We start from the raw sequence: 18159 nt of genomic DNA on the forward strand, positions 1-18159 counted from the left end.
GCCGCCCCGGCCCCTGCGGCCGCCGAGCCGCCGGCCGTGCAGCAGGCGGCGCCCGCGCAGCCGGCCGCGCCGACCGCGCCCGCCCAGCCCACCGAGCCCGGCCAGGGCTGAGCCGCGAACTTCGCGCCTCCGCCGCGGTCGCATGCGGCACCCGTGAACGTCAGCGCCGGCCGTGGTTCGCGGCCGGCGCTTTTCTTTTTCCGCCGAGGATGGAACCGATGCTCGCCCGAATCGCCCGTCTGCTGCTGTCCGCCCTGCTCGTTCTGCCGCTCGCGGCCGCGAAGGCGCCCGCCGGCCCGGCCCCGGTCGAGGGCGAGGATTACGTGGCCATCGAAGGCGGCGCGCCGTACGCGCCGGCGAAGGGCCGCATCGAGGTGGTGGAGGTGTTCGGCTACACCTGCCCGCATTGCGCCCGCTTCGAACCGAAGTTCGCCGCGTGGGCCGCGCGCCAGCCGAAGGACGTGCAGGTCGTGCGCCTGGCCGCGCCGTGGGGCGGCCATTGGCAGCCGTACGCGCGGGCCTTCTACGCGGCGCGCGCGCTCGGCGCGCTGACGAAGACGCACGAAGCCGTGTTCCGCGCGCTGCACGAGGACGGGCTGCTGCCGCAGCACAACGCCACGCCGGAGGAGATCGCCGGCTTCTACGCGCGCTACGGAATCGACCCGGCGCGGTTCGTGGCGACGATGCACAGCGCGGCGATCGATACCGAGATGCAGAAGGCACAGGCCTTCATCCTGCGCAGCGGCGTCGAGGGCACGCCGACGCTGGTGGTCGCCGGCCGCTACCGCGTCACCGCGCGCACCCACGAGGACGCGCTGCGCATCGCCGACGCTCTGATCGCGCGCGAGCGCGCCGCGCGCCGCTGAGCGCCACGCAGTCCACATTTCGTCCAACCGGGCTGTCGCTATGCTGGCAGCCTCCCATCCCGAAGCGGCTTCGCGCCGTCCGTTGCGGAGACAGAACATGACCTTGCATCCGGCCTTCCGGCTGTTGGCTTCCTCGCTGGTGTTGATGGCCACCCTCGCCGCCTGCGGCAAGTCGCAGGCGCCCGCGGAAAGCACCGCCGCGCCTGCGGCCGCCCCGGCCGCGCAGCAGGCGCCCGCAGCCGCGACCGCCGCCGCGCCGGCCGCGGATGCGGGCGCGCAGCAGCCCGCCGCCACCGCCATCTCGCCGGCGGACGCCCCGCCCCCGCAGGGTCCGGCGCCGGTGGCCGGCCGCGACTATGTCGAGATCCCCAACGGCGCCGCGTTCGCCCCCGAGGCGGGCAAGATCGAGGTCGCCGAGGTGTTCGGCTACACCTGCCCGCACTGCGCGCAGTTCGAACCGCTGTTCGAAGGCTGGCGCCGCCGCCAGCCCAGCGACGTCAAGATCACCCTGATCGCCGCGCCGTTCGGCGGCTACTGGCTGCCCTACGCGAAGGCGTACTACGCCGCCGAGACGCTGGGCCTGGTCGAGAAGACCCACATGGCGATGTTCCGCGCCATCCACATCGAACGCTCGCTGCCGGTGCAGCCGCTGCCGAGCGACCAGCAGCTCGGCGCGTTCTACGCCAGGTTCGGCGCCGATCCGGGCCAGTTCGCCAGCACGATGGCGAGCTTCGCCGTCGACGCCAAGATGAAGCGCGCCATGCAGTTCATGCAGCGCAGCGGCGTGGACAGCACGCCGACGCTGGTGATCGCCGGCAAGTACCGCGTGGGCGTCAACGAGGCGGTGACCACGCACGAAGAGATGTTGCGCGTGGCCGAGCACCTGATCGCGCGCGAGCGCGCCGCCATGGGCGGGGCCGCGGCGGGCGCGAGCGGAGGCTGAGTGGAGGCGACGGGCAGGCGCGGCATGAGCTCCATCCGCCGGCTGCGCCTGCTCAGCGCCAACATCCAGGCCGGATCCAGCACCCGCGGCTACCACGACTACGTCGCCCGTAGCTGGTCGCACGTGCTGCCGGCCGGCAACAAACGCAACAGCCTGGACACCATCGCCCGGCTGGCCGCCGAGCACGACATCGTCGGCCTCAATGAGAGCGATCCGGGCAGCCTGCGCTCCGGCTTCACCAACCAGACCCACTACATCGCCGAGCGCGGCGGCTTTCCGTACTGGACCCACCAGCCCAACCGCCGCGTCGGCGGCGTGGCGTCCAGCGCCAACGGTCTGCTCAGCAAGCTGGAGCCGCGCGAGGTCAGCGACCATGCGCTGCCGGGCCGGGTCAAGGGCCGCGGCGTGCTGGTCGCGCGTTTCGGCGACGGCGACGATGCGCTCACGGTCGCCATCGCCCACCTCTCGCTCGGCGCCGCCTCGCGCGCCTCGCAGCTCGCCTTCATCGCCGAGCTGCTGCAGGGCCGCTCGAACGTGGTGCTGATGGGCGATTTCAACTGCACGATCGAGCAGCCGGAGATGGCGGCGCTGTTCGCGCGCACGCGCCTGCAACCGCCGCCGCGGCCGCTGCTGACGTTCCCCGCATGGCGCCCGCAGCGCGCGATCGACCACGTGCTGGTCGGCGACGGCCTGCGCCACGGCGACGCGCGCGCGGTACCGGCGGCGTTCTCCGACCACCTCGCGGTGTCGATCGACATCGACGTGCCGGAAGAGGCGCTGCGCTGAGCAGCCGGGCGTGGTGCGCCCGCGCCTGCAGGCATGGGCGGGACAAGTCCCGCCCTACTCGTCGGGGCTGGATGCGTAGGTTGGGCTGAGCCGAAGGCGAAGCCCCAACGTCGGGCCTCGCGACGCGCGATGTGGACTTCGCGGCGCCCGGCCCGACCGGCGGGACGTTGGCCCTTCCCCTTGCGGGAGAGGAGTGCGCTTGCGAGCCGCAGGCTCGCGCATCGATGGACGCCCGCCACTGAGGCGGGCCGGACGAGGGGTCGGGGTGAGGGCGCGCGCCGCAGGCGCGCAGAGCCTTCGTTGCACATGCGGCGGGACGAGTCCCGCCCTACGCGCGAGGCCCGATCCGTAGATTGGGCTGAGTCGAAGGCGAAGCGACCCGCTCGGGCGAGCGGCTGGGGCGTGTCCGGCACGAAAAAAGCCGGCGGCTTGCGCCGCCGGCTTCGGGTTACGTCTGCATGCTTTTCAGAAACGCAGGTCGGCACGGACGTACCAGAACCCGCCGCCCGGCAGATCGTAGGTTGAGCCGTCGAAGCTGTTGAGGTTGCACGACAGGCAGACGGGCGGCTCCTTTTCGAACACGTTGTTCATGCCGACCAGCAACTGCAGGCCGCGCATCCAGTCGACACGGTAACCAACCTGCACATCGTGATAAGTGGTTGAACCCAACCGATTTTGGTTCGGCCCGGGGTTGTTTCGGCAAATCGGAAAGCCCGCCGCGTCGCCGCAGTCCTCGACGAGCTCGCTGGTGTGGCGAACAGTCCACGCCGCTGACCAGTTGTTACGCTTCCACTCCAGCGTGGCGTTCGACGTCCACCGTGGAATCGCGCGAGTGACCGGGTCGGACACCAGGCGGCCGACTTCCAGCGGCTGCCGCGAACCGTCCGGCCCCACCGCCTCGTAGCTGCCAACGATGGTGTTCTGCCAAGTGATGCTCAGATCGCCAATCGCCATTTCCGGAAGCAGCCAGAACACGTCGATGTCCCAGCCATCCGTGCGAATCGAATCGAAGTTGCCGAGGTAGTTGGCGAACGATTCGATCTGGCCGGTGGTCGGGTTGCGCACGATGCCACTGCAGAAGCGCGGGTCGAGCGTCTGCGTGCAGAGATCGAGCTGGGTCTGCGGCGCCTGCGCCTGGATCGCGCCCTCGATCGTGTGGCGGTAGAACGTACCCTCGATATCCACCCGGCGGGCGATCGCGCTGTCTTCCAGGACACTCGGCGTCCACACGAAGCCGGCGGAGAAGCTGCGCGAGCGCTCGGGCTCGAGATTGCGGTTGCCGCCGGTCTCCACGCCGATCTGGGGGTCGAACTGCCGCGCGCCGGCCGGTACGCCGAGAGCTGCACAGTTGGCGCGCGGCGCGGTCGGCGGATCGCCGTTGACGCTGATCAGGCACGGATCGGTGATATCGGCGTCGAAGCGTGTGGCCTGACCGAACAGTTCGCCGATACTCGGCGCGCGGAAGCCTTCCGCGTAAGTGCTGCGCAGCAGAAACTCGTCGGCCAGTTGCCAGCGCAGGCCGATCTTTGGCACGAACTCGCCGCCGAAGGTCGAGTAGTCGGAGTAGCGGCCGGCCAGATTGAGGTCCAGCTTCTTGCCCCAACCGGAGTTGGCCATGAGCGGAATGTTCAGCTCAACGAACACTTCGTTGACGTCGTAGGAACCCTGGGTCGGCAGCGACGGTACGCCGTTGTATTCGCCGCGAACCGTCTGCGGGTCGGGACGGTATGAACCTTCGTACTTGCGATACTCGTAGCCGGTGGCGAACGACAGCGCGCCAGCCGGCAGGTCGAACAGATCGCCGGACAGGTTGGCGGTGGCGAGCGATAGCTCGTTCTCGCTCTCGTCCCGGAATACCGGGCTGATCCACGCCAGCATTGCCGGCGTGATGGTGTTGTAGCCAAAAATGTCGAGCGGTGTGCACCCCGGCGTGGAGGCGCATACCGCCGGATCACCAAGCGCGAGAGCAATGTTGCGCGCGTTGTAGCTGCCCCGATTCTCCTGCTCGGCCTCATTGCGCCCGTAGGCAGCGTTGACGTCCCAGAACCAGGTGCGGTTGCCGACCCCAAACGTGCCTTCGATGCCGGTGCCGACGTACGTCGTGTCGACCTCCTGCTCGAACAGGCGCGGACCGCCCTCTATCGGGCGACGACGGATGGTGCGGATAGTGCTGGAGTCGAGCTGGATGCCAAACGGGTTGAACGGATGGTTGGCCGGAATCACCAGGTTGGCGGTGAACGGCGAACCCGCGCCCGGACCGAGGTCGATCGGCTCCGGCGCCGCCTGATTGAGCGATTCACGCCGGTTCACCAGCGCTCGCGCGTACCAGGAAACATCCGGCGACAGATCGAAACGGAACTGACCGAACAGGCCAGCACGCTCGTTGGGGGTAAGCAGAAGGTTGTACGGCGCGTAGTTGAAGGCGTCCCGCGAGCCTAGCCAGCAGCGGAACCCGTCCGGGCGGTCGGCGCCGGGCGTGCAGGCCGGCAGGCCCGGCGTGTACGTCGGATCGTTCAAGGTCGGATCGGTAACCAGGTCGTAGACCACGCCGTTGCGCGGATCCTGGAAAACGAAGCGACCGCCCGGCACACGCGAGCTGCCGAGTGCGAGGCCGGTGCCAAACACGGGCACGCGGGTGCGTTCGCGGTCGCGCGAAGCGATCTCGTCCTGATCGTGGTAGCTCGCGCCGACAAACCAACTGGCGCGGTCGCTCGAGCCGCCCCACGCTATGTCGATGCTCTTGCTCTCTCCGTCTCCCGGCGTGTATTCGCCGTAATTGACCGTGACCTGCGCGCCCTCGAACGAGCGACGGGTGATGATGTTGACCACGCCAGCGATTGCATCGGATCCGTACAACGAGGACGCGCCGTCCTCCAACACCTCGATGCGCTCGACGATAGCGAGAGGAATCGTGTTGAGGTCTACCGCCGCGCCGACACCCGAGGCGGACGATTCGTTTACCCAACGCTGACCGTCGACCAGCACCAGCACGCGCTTGGTGCCGAGGTGGCGCAGGTTGACCGTGGTCGAACCGGCGCCAGTGCCGCCGCCGTCAGGAGGGAAACCATCGTTTCCCGATGCATTGCGCGTGCGATTGAAGCCGGAACCGGAGGCGGTGATGCGTTGCAGCACCTCGCCGATCGAGGTCAGACCCGTGCGCTCGATATCCTCACGGCTCAGCGTTTGCACCGGTACCTGGCCTTCGACATCGGCCCGCTTGATGCGGGAACCGGTGACGGTCACCGAGTCCAGGGTCTTGGCCTCCTGCTCGGCGGCTTCCTGGGCCAGGGCGATCCCTGGGATGCACACGGCCAGGGATATGGCCGCGGCGAGGGTGTGGCGTCGCAAACGTTTCATCGGGCTTGCCTCTCCATCAGCGAATGGTTGGGTGGTGCCACGCCGGCCCCCTGCGTCCCGGCGACCTTCCGATTGTAAACAAGTCGTAAAGATTCGGCAAGGGCCGGCAGTCAAGGGGACGCCCGGATTCGGCAAAACGAAGCCGGCACGCGCGCAACCCTCCCGTCCCGGCGCGGGCCCGCCCGGCATTCACCGTGGAATCAGGCGCGTGGAGAGCGCGTGAGGCTCAGCGCAGCAGCACTGCAAGCCCCACCAGCAGCAGGAACCCCGCGAACACGCGCTTGAGCGTGTCGCCATGCAGGCGGTGCGCGAGCCGCGTGCCGTAGGGCGCGGCCAGCACCGAGGCGAGCGCGACGCCGATCGCCGCCGGCAGGTAGACGTAGCCCAGCGCATGCGCCGGAAGCGCGCCCGGCGGCGCCTGCAGCGCGTAGCCGGCGGCGCTCGCCAGACCGATCGCCACGCCGCAGGCCGACGAGGTGCCGACCGCGCGCACCGGCGCCACGCCGCGCCAGACCAGCAGCGGCACCGTCATGCTGCCGCCGCCGATGCCGACCACCGCCGACACCGCGCCGATCGCCACCCCGGCGGCGCTCATCGGCCAACCGCGCGGCGGATCGTGATCGGCGCGCGCGGGCGCGCGGCCGCGGCGCAGCAGTTGCGCGGCGGCGATGAAGCAGTAGGCCGCGACCGCCACGCGCAGCGCGTCGCCATCCAGACGCACGGCCAGCGCGCTTCCGATCCAGCCGCCGAGCAGCAGGCCCGGCACCGTCCACGCCACCGTCGGCCACAGCACGCTACCGCGGCGCGCATGCGCGCGCGCCGATGCCGCCGCGGTGAGCACGATGCTGGCCAGCGAACTGGCGAGCGCGGCATGCATCGCCGCGTCGGCGGGCACGCCGAACGCCGGCAGCAGCCACGCCAGCGCGGCTACCAGCACGAGGCCGCCGCCCACGCCGAGCAATCCGGCGAGCACGCCGGCGATGGCGCCCAGCGCCAGGAACGTCGACCAGCCGATCACATCGCTCACCCGCGGCAAAGCGCTCATGGTAGCCGGGGTATAGTCCGGCCATGCGTGTTCGCATCGCCTGCCTCGTCATCGCCTGCACGTTCGCCGCGACGGCGTGCGCGCAGCCCGCGCCCGGCGCCGCGCCCGCGGCGCAGGCGCCCCGCTTCGAGCGCGCGCCGGTGCCCGCGCCGGTCGCCGATCCGCGTCTGCCGCGCGTGCGCGAGGCGCTCGACGCCGCCGAGCGCGGCGACTACGACGGCGCGCGCTTCGCCGATCTGGCCGGCCATCCGCTGCAGGGTTGGATCGAGTACGCCGCGCTGCGGCGCGCGATCGACACCCTGCCGCGCGAGCGCGCCGAGGATTTCCTGCGCCGTTACGGCGGGCAGGCGGTGGCGCGCAGCTTCCGCGAACTGTGGCTGGCGGCCGCGGCGCGGCGCGAGGACTGGGCGGCGTTCCTTGCCGCCTGGCGGCCGGAGATCGAATCGCCCGCGCTGCGCTGCTCGGAACTGACCGCGCGTCAGGCGCTCGGGCGCGCCGACGCGCAGTGGATCGCCGACGCGCAGGCGCTGTGGGTGCGGTCGGCCAAGCCGTTGCCGGAACCGTGCGATGCCGTGTTCGCGGTGCTGGAGGCGCGCGGCGCGCTCGGCGATGCCCTGCGCTGGCAGCGCATCGACGCGGCGATCGAGCAGGCGCAGCCGGCGGTGATCCGCAGCGCCGCGCGCGGGCTGCGGCTGGAGGAACGCCGCCTCGCCGACGATTACGCCGCGTTCCTCGAAGGCGTGCACGCGCGTGCGCTGCAATGGCCGAAGACGCCGCGCAGCCGCCGCGTCGCCGCGATCGGCCTGGCGCGCCTGGCCGAGAACGACCCGGATCGCGCCGAAGCCCTCCTGCCGCAGTACGCGCAGGCGTTGGGTTTCGACGAGACCGACCGCGGCCGCGTGCTGTACCCGATCGCGTTGTGGAGCGCGGCTTCGTATCGACCCGAATCGGCGCGGCGGCTGGCCGCGGTGCCGGCGGCAAGCTACGACGCGCGCCTGCACGAGTGGCGAGTGCGCGAGGCGATGGCGCGTTCGGACTGGGACGCCGCGCTGGAGGCGATCCGCGCGATGGCGCCGGCGCAGCGCGCCGACTCGCGCTGGACGTACTTCGAGGCGCGCCTGGCGGAACGCCGCGGCGAGCGCGAAACGGCGCAGCGCCTGTACCGGCAGGCCGCGCGCAATGCCGACTTCCACGGCTTCCTCGCCGCCGACCGTCTCGGCCTGCCCTACGCGCTGTGCCCGTGGGTGCCGGGCGACAGCGCGGCGGCGAAGGCGCAGGTGGCGCGCGATCCGGCGATCGTGCGCGCGATGGCCCTGTTCCGCCTCGACCGCATCGGCTGGGCCACGCGCGAGTGGGACGAGGCGCTCGCGCGTTTCGACGATGCGCAGCGGATCATCGCGGTGGAAGTCGCGCAGAGCCACGGCTGGTTCGACCGCGGCGTGTTCGGTCTCGGCCGCCGGCCGGAGGAGCAGCGGCTGTACCACCTGCGCTTCCCGCTGCATCACGAGGCCACGCTGCGCCGCGAGGCGGCCGCCAACCGGCTCGATCCCGCGTTCGTCGCCGCCGAGATCCGCGCCGAGAGCGTGTTCAATCCGCGCGCGCGCTCCGGCGCCAACGCGCGCGGCCTGATGCAGGTGCTACCGGGCACCGGCGCGCAGATGGCGCGCAAGCTCGGCCTGCCGTGGGGCGGCGCCGACAGCCTGTACGACCCGGACACCAACATCGTGCTCGGCACCGCCTACCTGCGGCACATGCTCGACGGTTACGGCGGCCAGCCCTACTTCGCGATCGCCGGCTACAACGCCGGCCCCGCGCCGCTGCGGCGCTGGCAGCAGGAACGTCCGGGGATGGACCCGGACTTCTGGATCGAGACCATCAACTACAAGGAAACCCGCGACTACGTCGCGCGCGTGCTCGCCTTCAGCGTGATCTACGACTGGCGGCTCAACGGCGACGTCATGCGTCTGGGCGAGCGCCTGCGCGGGCGTCTGGACGGCGCGCGCACGCGCGTGATCTGTCCCTCGGCGGTGGCGCCGCCCGCCGCGGCAGGCCGCTGAGATGGCGCGGCTGCGCCACGTCGTGGTGCTCGGCGGCAGCGGCTTCGTCGGCCGCCATCTGGTGCCGCACCTGCTGCGGGGCGACAACCGAGTCACCGTGCTCACCCGCCGGCTGGATGCGCGCGTGCGCGCGGCGGTGCCGCGCGAGGCCAGCCTGCGCGAGGGCGACGTCCACGACGGCGGCTTCCTGCGCGCCTGCCTGAGCGACGCCGACGCGGTGATCAACCTCACCGGCATCCTCAACGAGCGCGGCGACGACGGCCGCGGCTTCCAGCGCGTGTTCGTCGATCTGCTCGACACCCTGATCGACGCCATGCGCGCGACGGGCGTGCGCCGGCTGCTGCAGATGAGTGCGCTGCGCGCCGGCGAAGGCGACAGCCATTACCTGCAGGCGCGCGGCCGCGCCGAGCAGCGCGTGCGCGCTTCCGGTCTCGACTGGACGCTGCTGCGCGCGGCGGTGATCGCAGGCCCCGGCGATGGCCTGTTCTGCCGCTTCGCCCACCTGCTGCGGTTCGCCCCGGTGCTGCCGATCGCGCGCGCCGAAGCGCGCTTCCAACCGGTATGGGTGGGCGATGTCGCCGAAGCCTATGCGCGCGCGCTGGAGCAGCCGGCGACGATCGGCCACCGTTTCGACCTGGCCGGCCCCGAGGTGCTCACCCTGCGCGAGATCGTCGAACTGACCGCCCGCGCGCTCGGCCGCCGCCGGCACGTGATCGCGCTGTCCGACCGGTTCGGCCGCCTGCAGGCGGAGCTCGGCGAACACCTGCCCGGCAAACCGATCAGCCGCGACAACCTGCGCTCGCTGCAGCTCGATTCGGTCACCGACGACAACGGCCTGCCGAAACTCGGCATCGCGCCGACCGACGTGCGCACGAAGCTGGCGGAAATCCTGGCGGGATGTGCGTGAGGCGATCGGCCACGGATCTGCGCGGATGAACGCGGATCGAGCGCCCGCACTGCAGGAGCGGCTCCTGCAACGCCATCGAAGACGTAGGGCGGGACTTGTCCCGCCATCGCGTACCGCGACGGTGAAATCGGAAACGCACGCGGGGCCACGGGTGCTGCAGGAGCGGCTCCTGCAACGCCATCGAAGACGTAGGGCGGGATCGTCCCGCCATCGCGTACCGCGACGGTGACATCGGAAACGCGCGCGTGTCTCGCGGTCGCGGCCAAAGCCGCTCCCGCAAGAGCATCCGGCCCTGATCCCCGTTCGTCCGTGCAAATCCGTGGCCAATCGCCCGCGGCTAACCACCGGTGTCTAACCCTCCTCCGACGCACCACCGCGGCGCCGCTTCGCGCGCGGATGCGCGGCGTCGTACACCTTCGCGAGGTGCTGGAAGTCGAGGTGGGTGTAGATCTGCGTGGTGCTGATGTCGGCATGCCCGAGCAGTTCCTGCACCGCGCGCAGGTCGCCGGACGATTCGAGGATGTGGCTGGCGAACGAATGCCGCAGCAGGTGCGGGTGCACGCGCTTGAACAGCCCCTGGCGTTGCGCGAGCTGGCGCAGGCGCAGTTGCACCGCGCGCGGCGTGAGACCGCCGTTGCGGCCGGGGAAGACCGGTGCCTCGGGCGCGCCGCCCGATGCCGCGCGCCACGCCGCCAACGCCCTGCGCGCATGCGAGCCGAGCGGCACGCTGCGTTGCCGCCGTCCCTTGCCGAGCACCGTGACCAGCCCATCGTCGAGATCGAGATCGCGCCAGCGCAGCCCGCACAGTTCCGACAGCCGCAGGCCGCTGGAGTAGAACAGCTCGAGCAGCGCGCGGTCGCGCAGTCCCAGCGGCGCGTCGGTCGGCACTTCCACCAGCGCGTTGGCCTCGTCCGGATCGAGCACCTGCGGCAGCTTGCGCGGCGCCTTCGGCCCGCGCACCTGCGCCGCCGGATTGGCGGCAAGGCAGCCCTGCTTCACCCGCCACGCGTAGAAGCTGCGGCAGGCCGACAGCCGGCGCTGCACGGTCTTCGGCGATCGCCCGCGGCGGTGCTCGGCGGCGGCGAACTGGCGCACCTGCTCGGCGTGCAGGCACGCCATGTCGGCGCCCTGCGCGGCGGCCCAGCCGGCCAGCACCGCGAGGTCGCGGCGGTAGGCGTCGAGCGTGTGCGGCGACATCGCGCGCTCCACGCGCAGGTAGGCGAGGAAGGCCTCGGCCTCCGGCGGCAGCGCGACGTGGGCCGCGGTCTCGCCCATCGCCGTCGTCCCGCTCAGCCGTAGCGCGCCAGCGCGGTGGTCAGCGCCTCGCCCATCATGCGCAGGAACAGCGTGCCCATGCCGGGGAAGAAGCGATTCGGATCGCGGCTGCCGACCGCGAGCAGTCCCACGCCCGGCAGCGGCAGCAGCACCGAGGACTGCACCTCCTCCGCGCGCGCGCCGTACAGCAGCGCGTTCTTGTCCGGATGCAGGCGGCCGCAGATCGGCTCGCCGGAGGCGATCGCGTCGCGGAACGGCGCAAGACGCGCATCGTCGCGCGCGATCGTCTGCAGCCATTCGGCATCGTCCAGCCCGTCGACCGCCGCGAACAGCACGACGCGCACGAGATCGCCGTGGAAATCCTCGGCCAGGGAGGCGGCCATCGCGCGCAGCGTGTCGGCGGCGCTGGTCTGCCGCATCAGCGCCAGCGTGAGCTGATGCGTGCGCACCGCCAGCCGCTCGTTCTCCTGCGCGTTGGCGAACAGCTCCTGCAGCCGGCGCGACAGCTCGCGGTTCTTGTCGCGCAGCACGTCGAGCTGGTAGCTCGCCAGCGACGCCGCCGGGCCCTCCTCGCGCGGCACCACCAGGCTCAGCGCCAGATCGGGGAACTGCTGCAGGAAGCGCGGGTGGCGGCGCAGCCAGGCGGCGACTTCGTGCGCGCCGAGCTTCTCGGTGACATCCAGCGGATCGGTCATGACGACTCCAACGGCCATGCGCCTTCGAACACGAACGCGGCCGGGCCGGCCATCGTGATCGGCGCTTCGGGATCGGGCCAGGCGACGCGCAACGTGCCGCCGGGCAGTTCGACGTCGACTTCGCGCGCGATGCGGCCGCGGCGCATCAGCACCGCGGCGGCGGCGCAGGCGCCGCTGCCGCAGGCGAGCGTCTCGCCGGCGCCGCGCTCGTACACGCGCAGGCGGAGGCGGTCCGGCGCCAGCACCTGGACGAAACCGACGTTGACGGATTCGGGGAATGCGGGGTGACGCTGCAACGCCGGGCCCAGGCGTTCGACCGGCGCGCGCGCGGCATCGTCCACCTCGATCACCGCGTGCGGATTGCCCATCGAGACGGCACCGAAGCGCACCCGTTCGCCATCGACGTCCAGCGCGTAGCCGTCGGCCGGCGCGAAGCCGTGCAGCGGCACGGCCTCGGGCTCGAAGCGCGGGCGGCCCATCGCGATGCGGTAGCGCCCGTCGTCGAGCACGTCGACCGCGTGCGTTCCGCTCGGGCTGTCGAGCACGAAGCGCGGCGCGCGCGCGGCGCCCGCGCGCACCAGCCACGCCGCCACGCAGCGCGCGCCGTTGCCGCATTGCTGCGCCTGGCTGCCGTCGGCATTCCAGATCCGGTAGGCGGCCGCCGCAGCGGGCGAGCGCGCCGGCTCGATCGTCAGCACCTGGTCGCAGCCGACGCCGAAGCGGCGGTCGGCCAACGCGCGGCACAGCGCGGGCGACGGCGGCGCGCGGCCGTCGCGCAGGTCGAGCACGACGAAGTCGTTGCCCGCGCCGTGCATCTTGGCGAACGCGAGCGTGCGCCGCTCAGTCATTCCCGTCGTCGTCGGCGGGCGGTGCGGCGGTCGCCGGCTCGGCGGGCGGTGCGTCATTGCCGGTCGCCGCGGCGCCGTCTTCGGCGGGCGGCGCCGGCAGTTCGTCCGCCTGCGGCGCGCCCGGCTCCACGGTCTCTTCGGCCGGCGCGGCCGGCAACACCAGCGGCCCCTTGTTGCCGCAGGCGGCGAGCAGCAGCGCCAGCGCGAGCGATGCGAGTACGAGGATGCGGTTCATGCGCGCAGTGTAGCGCGCGCGTCACGGCGCGGGCGGCTCGGGACGCCGCCACAGCCACGCGGCCACCAGCGCCATGCAGGCGGTGCCGGTCGCGGCCATCCACGGCCGCGGCGCGGTGAGGAACATCACCACCGCGCACGCCGCCATCATGCCGGTCGCCAGCCGTTTCGCGCGTCGGCTGACGGCGCCGTAGCGCTGCCAGTCGCGGATCATCGGTCCGAACTGCCGATGCTGCAGCAGCCACGCGTGCAACCGTTGCGACCCCCGCGCGGCGGCGAACGCCGACAGCAGCACGAACGGCACGGTCGGCAGCCCCGGCAGGGCGATGCCGACCAGCCCCAGCGCGAGACTGGCGTAGGCGAGCAGCCACCAGGCCCAGCGGAAGCGGACGCGCGGTTCGGGCGAAGACGGAACGGGCACGGCAGGCAGGCGACGGGACGGCGGGCCATGCTGCCACGAGCGCGGCGGTTTGCGGGGCGCTCGGTTCCGTCGTCGTGCGCGTGGCGCGCCTGCGGAGCTTCGGATGGGCGGCCACCCGCATCCCGCTCGTGGTGGGCCCGTCGAACCACGGGCGGGCCGGCCACGTTCACGACGTCATCGATCGGATCAGGACGCGTGTTCACGCGTGGCAGGCCGCTCGTCCGTGCCCGCATCACCCCCCTCCCAACCTCCCCCTGCAGGCAGGGGGAGGAGGGGGTGCCGTAACCGGGCCTATCGGCCCTGCACCTGCGCGGCCGCCGGCTCGGCCACGCCGAGCTGGTCGAGCGCGAAGGCGTACATCTCGGCCAGTTCGCGGTAACGGCGGAAACGGCCCGACTTGCCGCCGTGGCCGGCGTCCATGTTGGTGCGGAACACCACGGGCCGGTCGGAGGTATTCACGTCGCGCAGGCGCGCCACGTACTTGGCCGGCTCCCAGTACTGCACCTGCGAATCCCACAGGCCGGTGCCGACGAACATCGCCGGATACGCCTTCTTCTGCAGGTTGTCGTACGGCGAGTACGACAGCATGTAGTCGTAGTAGTCCTTCTTCTCCGGGTTGCCCCACTCGTCGTATTCGTTGGTGGTGAGCGGGATGCTCGGATCGAGCATGGTCGTCACCACGTCCACGAACGGCACCTGCGAGAGGATCACGCGGTACTTGTCGGGCGCCATGTTGGAGATCGCGCCCATCAGCAGGCCGCCGGCGCTGCCGCCGTAGGCGGCGACGCGGTCGGGCGCGGCGTAGCCTTCCTTCACCAGGAAGTCGGTGACGTCGATGAAGTCGGTGAAGGTGTTCTTCTTCCTGAACAGCTTGCCGTCCTCGTACCAGTGGCGGCCCATCTCCTGGCCGCCGCGGATGTGCGCGATCGCGTACACCACGCCGCGGTCGAGCAGGCTCACGACCGGCAGGTTGAACGCCGGGTCCATGGTCGCGCCGTAGCTGCCGTAGCCGTATTGCAGCAGCGCGGCGGTGCCGTCCTTCCGGTAGCCCTTGCGGTAGACCAGCGACACCGGAATCTTGGTGCCGTCGCGCGCGATCGCCCACACCCGCTCGGTGACGTACTTCGACGGGTCGTAGCCGATCACCGGCTGCTGCTTGAGCAGGCGGCGCTCGCCGCTCTTGACGTTGACCTCGTAGGTGGTGGCCGGCGTGGTCAGCGAGGTGTAGCTGTAGCGCAGCCAGTCGGTCTCGGGCTCGGCGTTGACCGACAGGCCCATGCTGTACGCCGGCTCGTCGGCCTTGACGTACTCCTCGCGGCCGTCGGCGCGGATCAGGCGCAGGCGCTCCAGGCCCTCGGATCGTTCGGCGACGACGGTGAAGTCGCGGAACAGCTCGAAGCCGTCGATGAACACGTCCTCGCGATGCGGGATCCACTCCTGCCACTGCGCTCGCGAAGTGGCGCCGGTCGGCGCGGTCATGATCTTGAAGTTCCTGGCGCCACCCGCGTTGGTGCGGATCACCCAGCGGCCGCCGTAATGGTCGGCGTCGTACTCGACGTCGCGCTCGCGCGGCGCCAGCACGGTGAACGTCGCCGGATCGGCGGCCGGCGCGCAGCGCAGTTCGTCCGACACCGTGCTGCTGACGCCGATGCAGATGAACTTCTCGTCGCGCGTGCGCGAGATGCCCATGTAGAAGCTGTCGTCGTGCTCCTCGTACACCAGCACGTCCTGCGCGGCCGGCGTGCCGAGCACGTGCTTCTTCACCCGCTTGGTGAGCAGCGTTTCCGGGTCGTTCTCGACGTAGAACAGCGTGCGGTTGTCGTCCGCCCAGACCAGGTTCGGCGAGACGCCCTTGATCTCGTCCGGATACAGCTCGCCGGTCTCGAGATTCTTGATGCGGATGACGTACTGGCGGCGGCCGATGGTGTCCTCGGCGTAGGCGAGCAGGCGGTTGTCGGGGCTGACCGTCCAGTCGCCGACGTTGTAGTAGTCCTTGCCCGCGGCCAGTGCGTTGACGTCGAGCAGCACCTGCTCGCCGGCGAAATCGCCCGCCTCGTTCGCCTTCTGGATCGCCTCGGCGCCTGCACCCGCAGCATCGGCGCGACGCGCGTAGATCGGATAGTCCTTGCCGGTCTCGAAGCGCGAGTAGTACCAGAAGCCGCGCTCGCGGTACGGCACCGAGCTGTCGTCCTGCTTGATGCGGCCGACGATCTCGTCGTACAGGCGGTTCTCGATCGGCTTCAGCCGCGCCATCACGGCGTCGGCGTAGGCGTTCTCGGCCTTGAGGTAGGCCAGCATCTCGGGATTCTTCCGGCTGTCGTCGCGCAGCCAGTAGTACTCGTCCTGGCGCTCGGCGCCGTGCGGCGCGCGCACCACGTGCGGCTTCTTGGCCGCATCCGGCGGCGTGGGGAGCGTGTCGGCGGAGGAAGCGGTCTGACTCATCAGGGATACGGCCAGCAGGAGGGAAACCACGACAGGGCGCATGATGCGGGCTCCGGCGCGAAGGAAAAGCGGTGACGGGAAACGGCCGCCCCGCGGGAGGCGGGACGGCCGGCGACTCACTTGGCGAGCTGCTGCCAGAGGAAGGTGTAGGCCAGCGCCGCCATGTGCGCCGCCTGCGCGTTGTTGGCCGCGCCGCCGTGGCCGCCCTCGATGTTCTCGTAGTAGCGCACGTCGAAGCCCCACTCCTTCATCCGCGCCATCATCTTGCGTGCATGGCCCGGATGCACGCGGTCGTCGCGCGTGGAGGTCATGAACAGCACCGGCGGGTATTTGCCGTCCTTGCGCACCAGGTGGTACGGCGAGAACGTGCGGATGAAGGCCCATTCCTCGGGCTTGTCCGGGTTGCCGTACTCGGCCATCCACGACGCGCCGGCCAGCAGCTTGTGGTAGCGCTGCATGTCCAGCAGCGGCACCTGCACCACCACCGCGCCGAACAGCTCCGGGTACCGCGTGAGCATATTGCCCATCAAGAGGCCGCCATTGCTGCCGCCCTGGATGCCCAGGTGCTGCGGCGAGGTGATCCTGCGCGCGATGAGGTCCTGCGCGACCGCGGCGAAGTCCTCGTAGGCCTTGTGCCGGTTGGCCTTGAGTGCGGCCTGATGCCAGCGCGGGCCGTATTCGCCGCCGCCGCGGATATTGGCGACCACGTACACGCCGCCCTTCTCGATCCAGCCCTTGCCGACGCCGCCGGAGTAGCCCGGCAGCAGCGGCACTTCGAAGCCGCCATAGCCGTACAGCAGGGTCGGCGCGGTGCCGTCGGGCTTCAGCTCCTTCGGCCGCACCAGGAAGTACGGCACCCGCGTGCCGTCCTTGCTGGTGGCGAAGTGCTGTTCGATCACGTGCTTTGACGCATCGAAGAACGTCGGCATGCGCTTGAGCACTTCCGGCGCCTGGCCGATCTGCGCCAGCGACAGCGTGGTCGGCGTGAGGTAGTCGGTGACGGTCAGCCACACCGCGTCGCTCTCGTCGGGATCCACCGCCGACACGCTGACGGTGCCGAACTCCGGCGCGCCCGCGAAGGCGCTGCGCGTCCAACCCTTCGCGCCCGGCGTGAGCACGCTGAGCCGGTTCTTGACGTCCTCCAGCACGTTGAGGACGAGGTGGTTCCTGGTCCACGTGTAGCTGGCCAGCGAGGTGCGCTCGGTCGGCTCGAACAGCACCTCGAACGCGCGCTTGCCGGCCATGAAGTCGTCGAAGCGCGCGGCGATCAGGCTGCCGGCCGGGTACGTGCGGCCGCCGGCCTGGTACGGCTCGCGCAGCTCCAGCAGCAGCCACTCCTTGTGCACCGACTTGTTGGCCGAGTTCGGCGCATCGATCCGGGTCAGCGTCCCGTCCGCGCCGCGCAGGTACAGCTCGTCGTTGTAGAAGGCGATGGTGCGGCTGACGAAGTCGCGCTCCCAGCCCGGCGTGTGGTCATGGAAGGCGGCGATGTACATGTCCTGCGCGGTGCCTTCGTACACCGTCCTCGCCGCCTCGATCGGCGTGCCGCGCGTCCATTCCTTGACGATGCGCGGATAGCCCGACTCGGTCATCGAACCGGCGCCGAAATCGGTGAACACGTATACCCGGTTCTCGTCGATCCATTGCAGGCCGCCCTTCGCTTCGGGGCGGAAGAAGCCGTCCTTGATCCATGTTTTGGTGGTGAGATCGAACTCGCGGGTGACGTCGGCATCGGCACCGCCGCGCGAGAGCGCGATCAGGCAGCGTTCGTACTTCGGCTTCAGGCAGTCGGCGCCGTGCCAGACCCAGTTCTCGCCCTCGGCCTTGTTGAGCGCGTCGAGGTCGAGCACGGTCTCCCACTTCGGATTGGGCTTGCGGTACTCCTCCAGCGTGGTGCGGCGCCACAGGCCGCGCTCGTGGTTCCGGTCCTTCCAGAAGTTGTAGTAGTACGGCCCGATCTTCTCGACCGCGGGGATCTTCTCGTCCGAATCGAGGATCGCGCGGATGTCGGCCTCCAGCCGCTTGAACTCCGGCGTGGCGGCAAGCTCCGCCTCGGCCTTCGCGTTCTGCTCGCGCACCCAGGCAAGCGCGCGCTCGCCGGTGACGTCTTCCAGCCACAGGTACGGATCGGACGGTTCGGACTGCATCGGGGCCTCCTGGGCGGCGACCGCGCCCGTGGCGGCAGCCAGTGCGGCCGCGATCAGCAGGGTTCGGGACTGCGAGGGCATGGGCGCTCCTGTCGAACGGGAAGCCCCGGAACGTAGCACAGCGCCCGCATCCCCC

Annotated in this window: 14 protein-coding genes; 5 read left to right on the forward strand and 9 right to left on the reverse strand. The window is 71.0% G+C overall.

From position 1 onward, the window contains the following. The first annotated feature begins 218 nt into the window (after positions 1-218). The 3 genes from FQY64_RS06975 (at position 219) to FQY64_RS06985 (ending at position 2595) form a co-directional block, all read left to right on the forward strand. Entirely contained in the window at positions 219-866 is a 648-nt protein-coding gene (locus FQY64_RS06975) for a thiol:disulfide interchange protein DsbA/DsbL (RefSeq protein ID WP_229814949.1), read from the forward strand. 97 nt (positions 867-963) lie between these two features. Continuing rightward, a complete protein-coding gene (locus FQY64_RS06980; RefSeq protein ID WP_146473288.1) occupies positions 964-1809 on the forward strand; it encodes a thiol:disulfide interchange protein DsbA/DsbL in 846 nt (281 codons plus the stop codon). A 24-nt stretch (positions 1810-1833) separates the two neighbouring features. Further along, on the forward strand, positions 1834-2595 hold the full coding sequence (locus FQY64_RS06985; protein WP_146473290.1) for an endonuclease/exonuclease/phosphatase family protein: 762 nt from the start codon (positions 1834-1836) through the stop codon (positions 2593-2595). 465 nt (positions 2596-3060) lie between these two features. On the opposite strand, the gene FQY64_RS06990 is transcribed toward FQY64_RS06985, so the two are convergent. Together FQY64_RS06990 and FQY64_RS06995 are read right to left on the reverse strand one after the other, a co-directional pair. Continuing rightward, positions 3061-5952 (reverse strand): TonB-dependent receptor plug domain-containing protein, encoded by a 2892-nt coding sequence (locus tag FQY64_RS06990; protein WP_146473292.1) that lies wholly within the window; start codon positions 5950-5952, stop codon positions 3061-3063. A 226-nt stretch (positions 5953-6178) separates the two neighbouring features. After that, complete coding sequence (locus tag FQY64_RS06995; protein WP_146473294.1) at positions 6179-6997, reverse strand: sulfite exporter TauE/SafE family protein; 819 nt, start codon at positions 6995-6997, stop codon at positions 6179-6181. 23 nt (positions 6998-7020) lie between these two features. Between FQY64_RS06995 and FQY64_RS07000 the strand changes: the two genes are divergently transcribed. Then, complete coding sequence (locus tag FQY64_RS07000; RefSeq protein WP_146473296.1) at positions 7021-9054, forward strand: lytic transglycosylase domain-containing protein; 2034 nt, start codon at positions 7021-7023, stop codon at positions 9052-9054. A gap of 1 nt (position 9055) precedes the next feature. Further along, positions 9056-9961: a complex I NDUFA9 subunit family protein gene (locus FQY64_RS07005; RefSeq protein WP_146473298.1), complete on the forward strand. Its 906-nt coding sequence runs from the start codon at positions 9056-9058 to the stop codon at positions 9959-9961. Between the two features lie 351 nt (positions 9962-10312). On the opposite strand, the gene xerC is transcribed toward FQY64_RS07005, so the two are convergent. From xerC to FQY64_RS07040, 7 genes are all read right to left on the reverse strand, one after another. After that, entirely contained in the window at positions 10313-11236 is a 924-nt protein-coding gene (gene xerC / locus FQY64_RS07010; protein ID WP_146473300.1) for a tyrosine recombinase XerC, read from the reverse strand. Positions 11237-11250: 14 nt separating this feature from the next. After that, positions 11251-11931 carry a DUF484 family protein gene (locus FQY64_RS07015; protein ID WP_146473302.1) on the reverse strand — a complete coding sequence of 227 codons (681 nt, stop codon included), beginning with the start codon at positions 11929-11931 and terminating at the stop codon, positions 11251-11253. After that, positions 11928-12779, reverse strand: a complete 852-nt coding sequence (gene dapF, locus FQY64_RS07020; RefSeq protein WP_146473303.1) for a diaminopimelate epimerase — start codon at positions 12777-12779, stop codon at positions 11928-11930. Before dapF ends, FQY64_RS07015 begins: the two co-directional genes overlap by 4 nt. After that, complete coding sequence (gene lptM / locus FQY64_RS07025) at positions 12772-13014, reverse strand: LPS translocon maturation chaperone LptM (RefSeq protein WP_146473305.1); 243 nt, start codon at positions 13012-13014, stop codon at positions 12772-12774. Before lptM ends, dapF begins: the two co-directional genes overlap by 8 nt. Positions 13015-13035: 21 nt before the next feature. Beyond that, a complete protein-coding gene (locus FQY64_RS07030; protein WP_229814948.1) occupies positions 13036-13434 on the reverse strand; it encodes a YbaN family protein in 399 nt (132 codons plus the stop codon). Positions 13435-13725: 291 nt separating this feature from the next. Then, positions 13726-15918, reverse strand: a complete 2193-nt coding sequence (locus FQY64_RS07035; protein ID WP_146473310.1) for a S9 family peptidase — start codon at positions 15916-15918, stop codon at positions 13726-13728. A gap of 74 nt (positions 15919-15992) precedes the next feature. Beyond that, positions 15993-18104 (reverse strand): prolyl oligopeptidase family serine peptidase, encoded by a 2112-nt coding sequence (locus FQY64_RS07040; RefSeq protein ID WP_146473311.1) that lies wholly within the window; start codon positions 18102-18104, stop codon positions 15993-15995. Between the last annotated feature and the right edge of the window lie 55 nt (positions 18105-18159).

This window comes from Vulcaniibacterium thermophilum, assembly GCF_007923255.1.
Classification (GTDB): domain Bacteria; phylum Pseudomonadota; class Gammaproteobacteria; order Xanthomonadales; family Xanthomonadaceae; genus Lysobacter_F; species Lysobacter_F thermophilum.

Coding starts and splice junctions, on each gene's coding strand:
- FQY64_RS06975 (WP_229814949.1), top strand. CDS start 219: ATGCTCGCCCGAATCGCCCGTCTGCTGCTGTCCGCCCTGCTCGTTCTG.
- FQY64_RS06980 (WP_146473288.1), top strand. CDS start 964: ATGACCTTGCATCCGGCCTTCCGGCTGTTGGCTTCCTCGCTGGTGTTG.
- FQY64_RS06985 (WP_146473290.1), top strand. CDS start 1,834: ATGAGCTCCATCCGCCGGCTGCGCCTGCTCAGCGCCAACATCCAGGCC.
- FQY64_RS06990 (WP_146473292.1), bottom strand. CDS start 5,952: ATGAAACGTTTGCGACGCCACACCCTCGCCGCGGCCATATCCCTGGCC.
- FQY64_RS06995 (WP_146473294.1), bottom strand. CDS start 6,997: ATGAGCGCTTTGCCGCGGGTGAGCGATGTGATCGGCTGGTCGACGTTC.
- FQY64_RS07000 (WP_146473296.1), top strand. CDS start 7,021: ATGCGTGTTCGCATCGCCTGCCTCGTCATCGCCTGCACGTTCGCCGCG.
- FQY64_RS07005 (WP_146473298.1), top strand. CDS start 9,056: ATGGCGCGGCTGCGCCACGTCGTGGTGCTCGGCGGCAGCGGCTTCGTC.
- xerC (WP_146473300.1), bottom strand. CDS start 11,236: ATGGGCGAGACCGCGGCCCACGTCGCGCTGCCGCCGGAGGCCGAGGCC.
- FQY64_RS07015 (WP_146473302.1), bottom strand. CDS start 11,931: ATGACCGATCCGCTGGATGTCACCGAGAAGCTCGGCGCGCACGAAGTC.
- dapF (WP_146473303.1), bottom strand. CDS start 12,779: ATGACTGAGCGGCGCACGCTCGCGTTCGCCAAGATGCACGGCGCGGGC.
- lptM (WP_146473305.1), bottom strand. CDS start 13,014: ATGAACCGCATCCTCGTACTCGCATCGCTCGCGCTGGCGCTGCTGCTC.
- FQY64_RS07035 (WP_146473310.1), bottom strand. CDS start 15,918: ATGCGCCCTGTCGTGGTTTCCCTCCTGCTGGCCGTATCCCTGATGAGT.
- FQY64_RS07040 (WP_146473311.1), bottom strand. CDS start 18,104: ATGCCCTCGCAGTCCCGAACCCTGCTGATCGCGGCCGCACTGGCTGCC.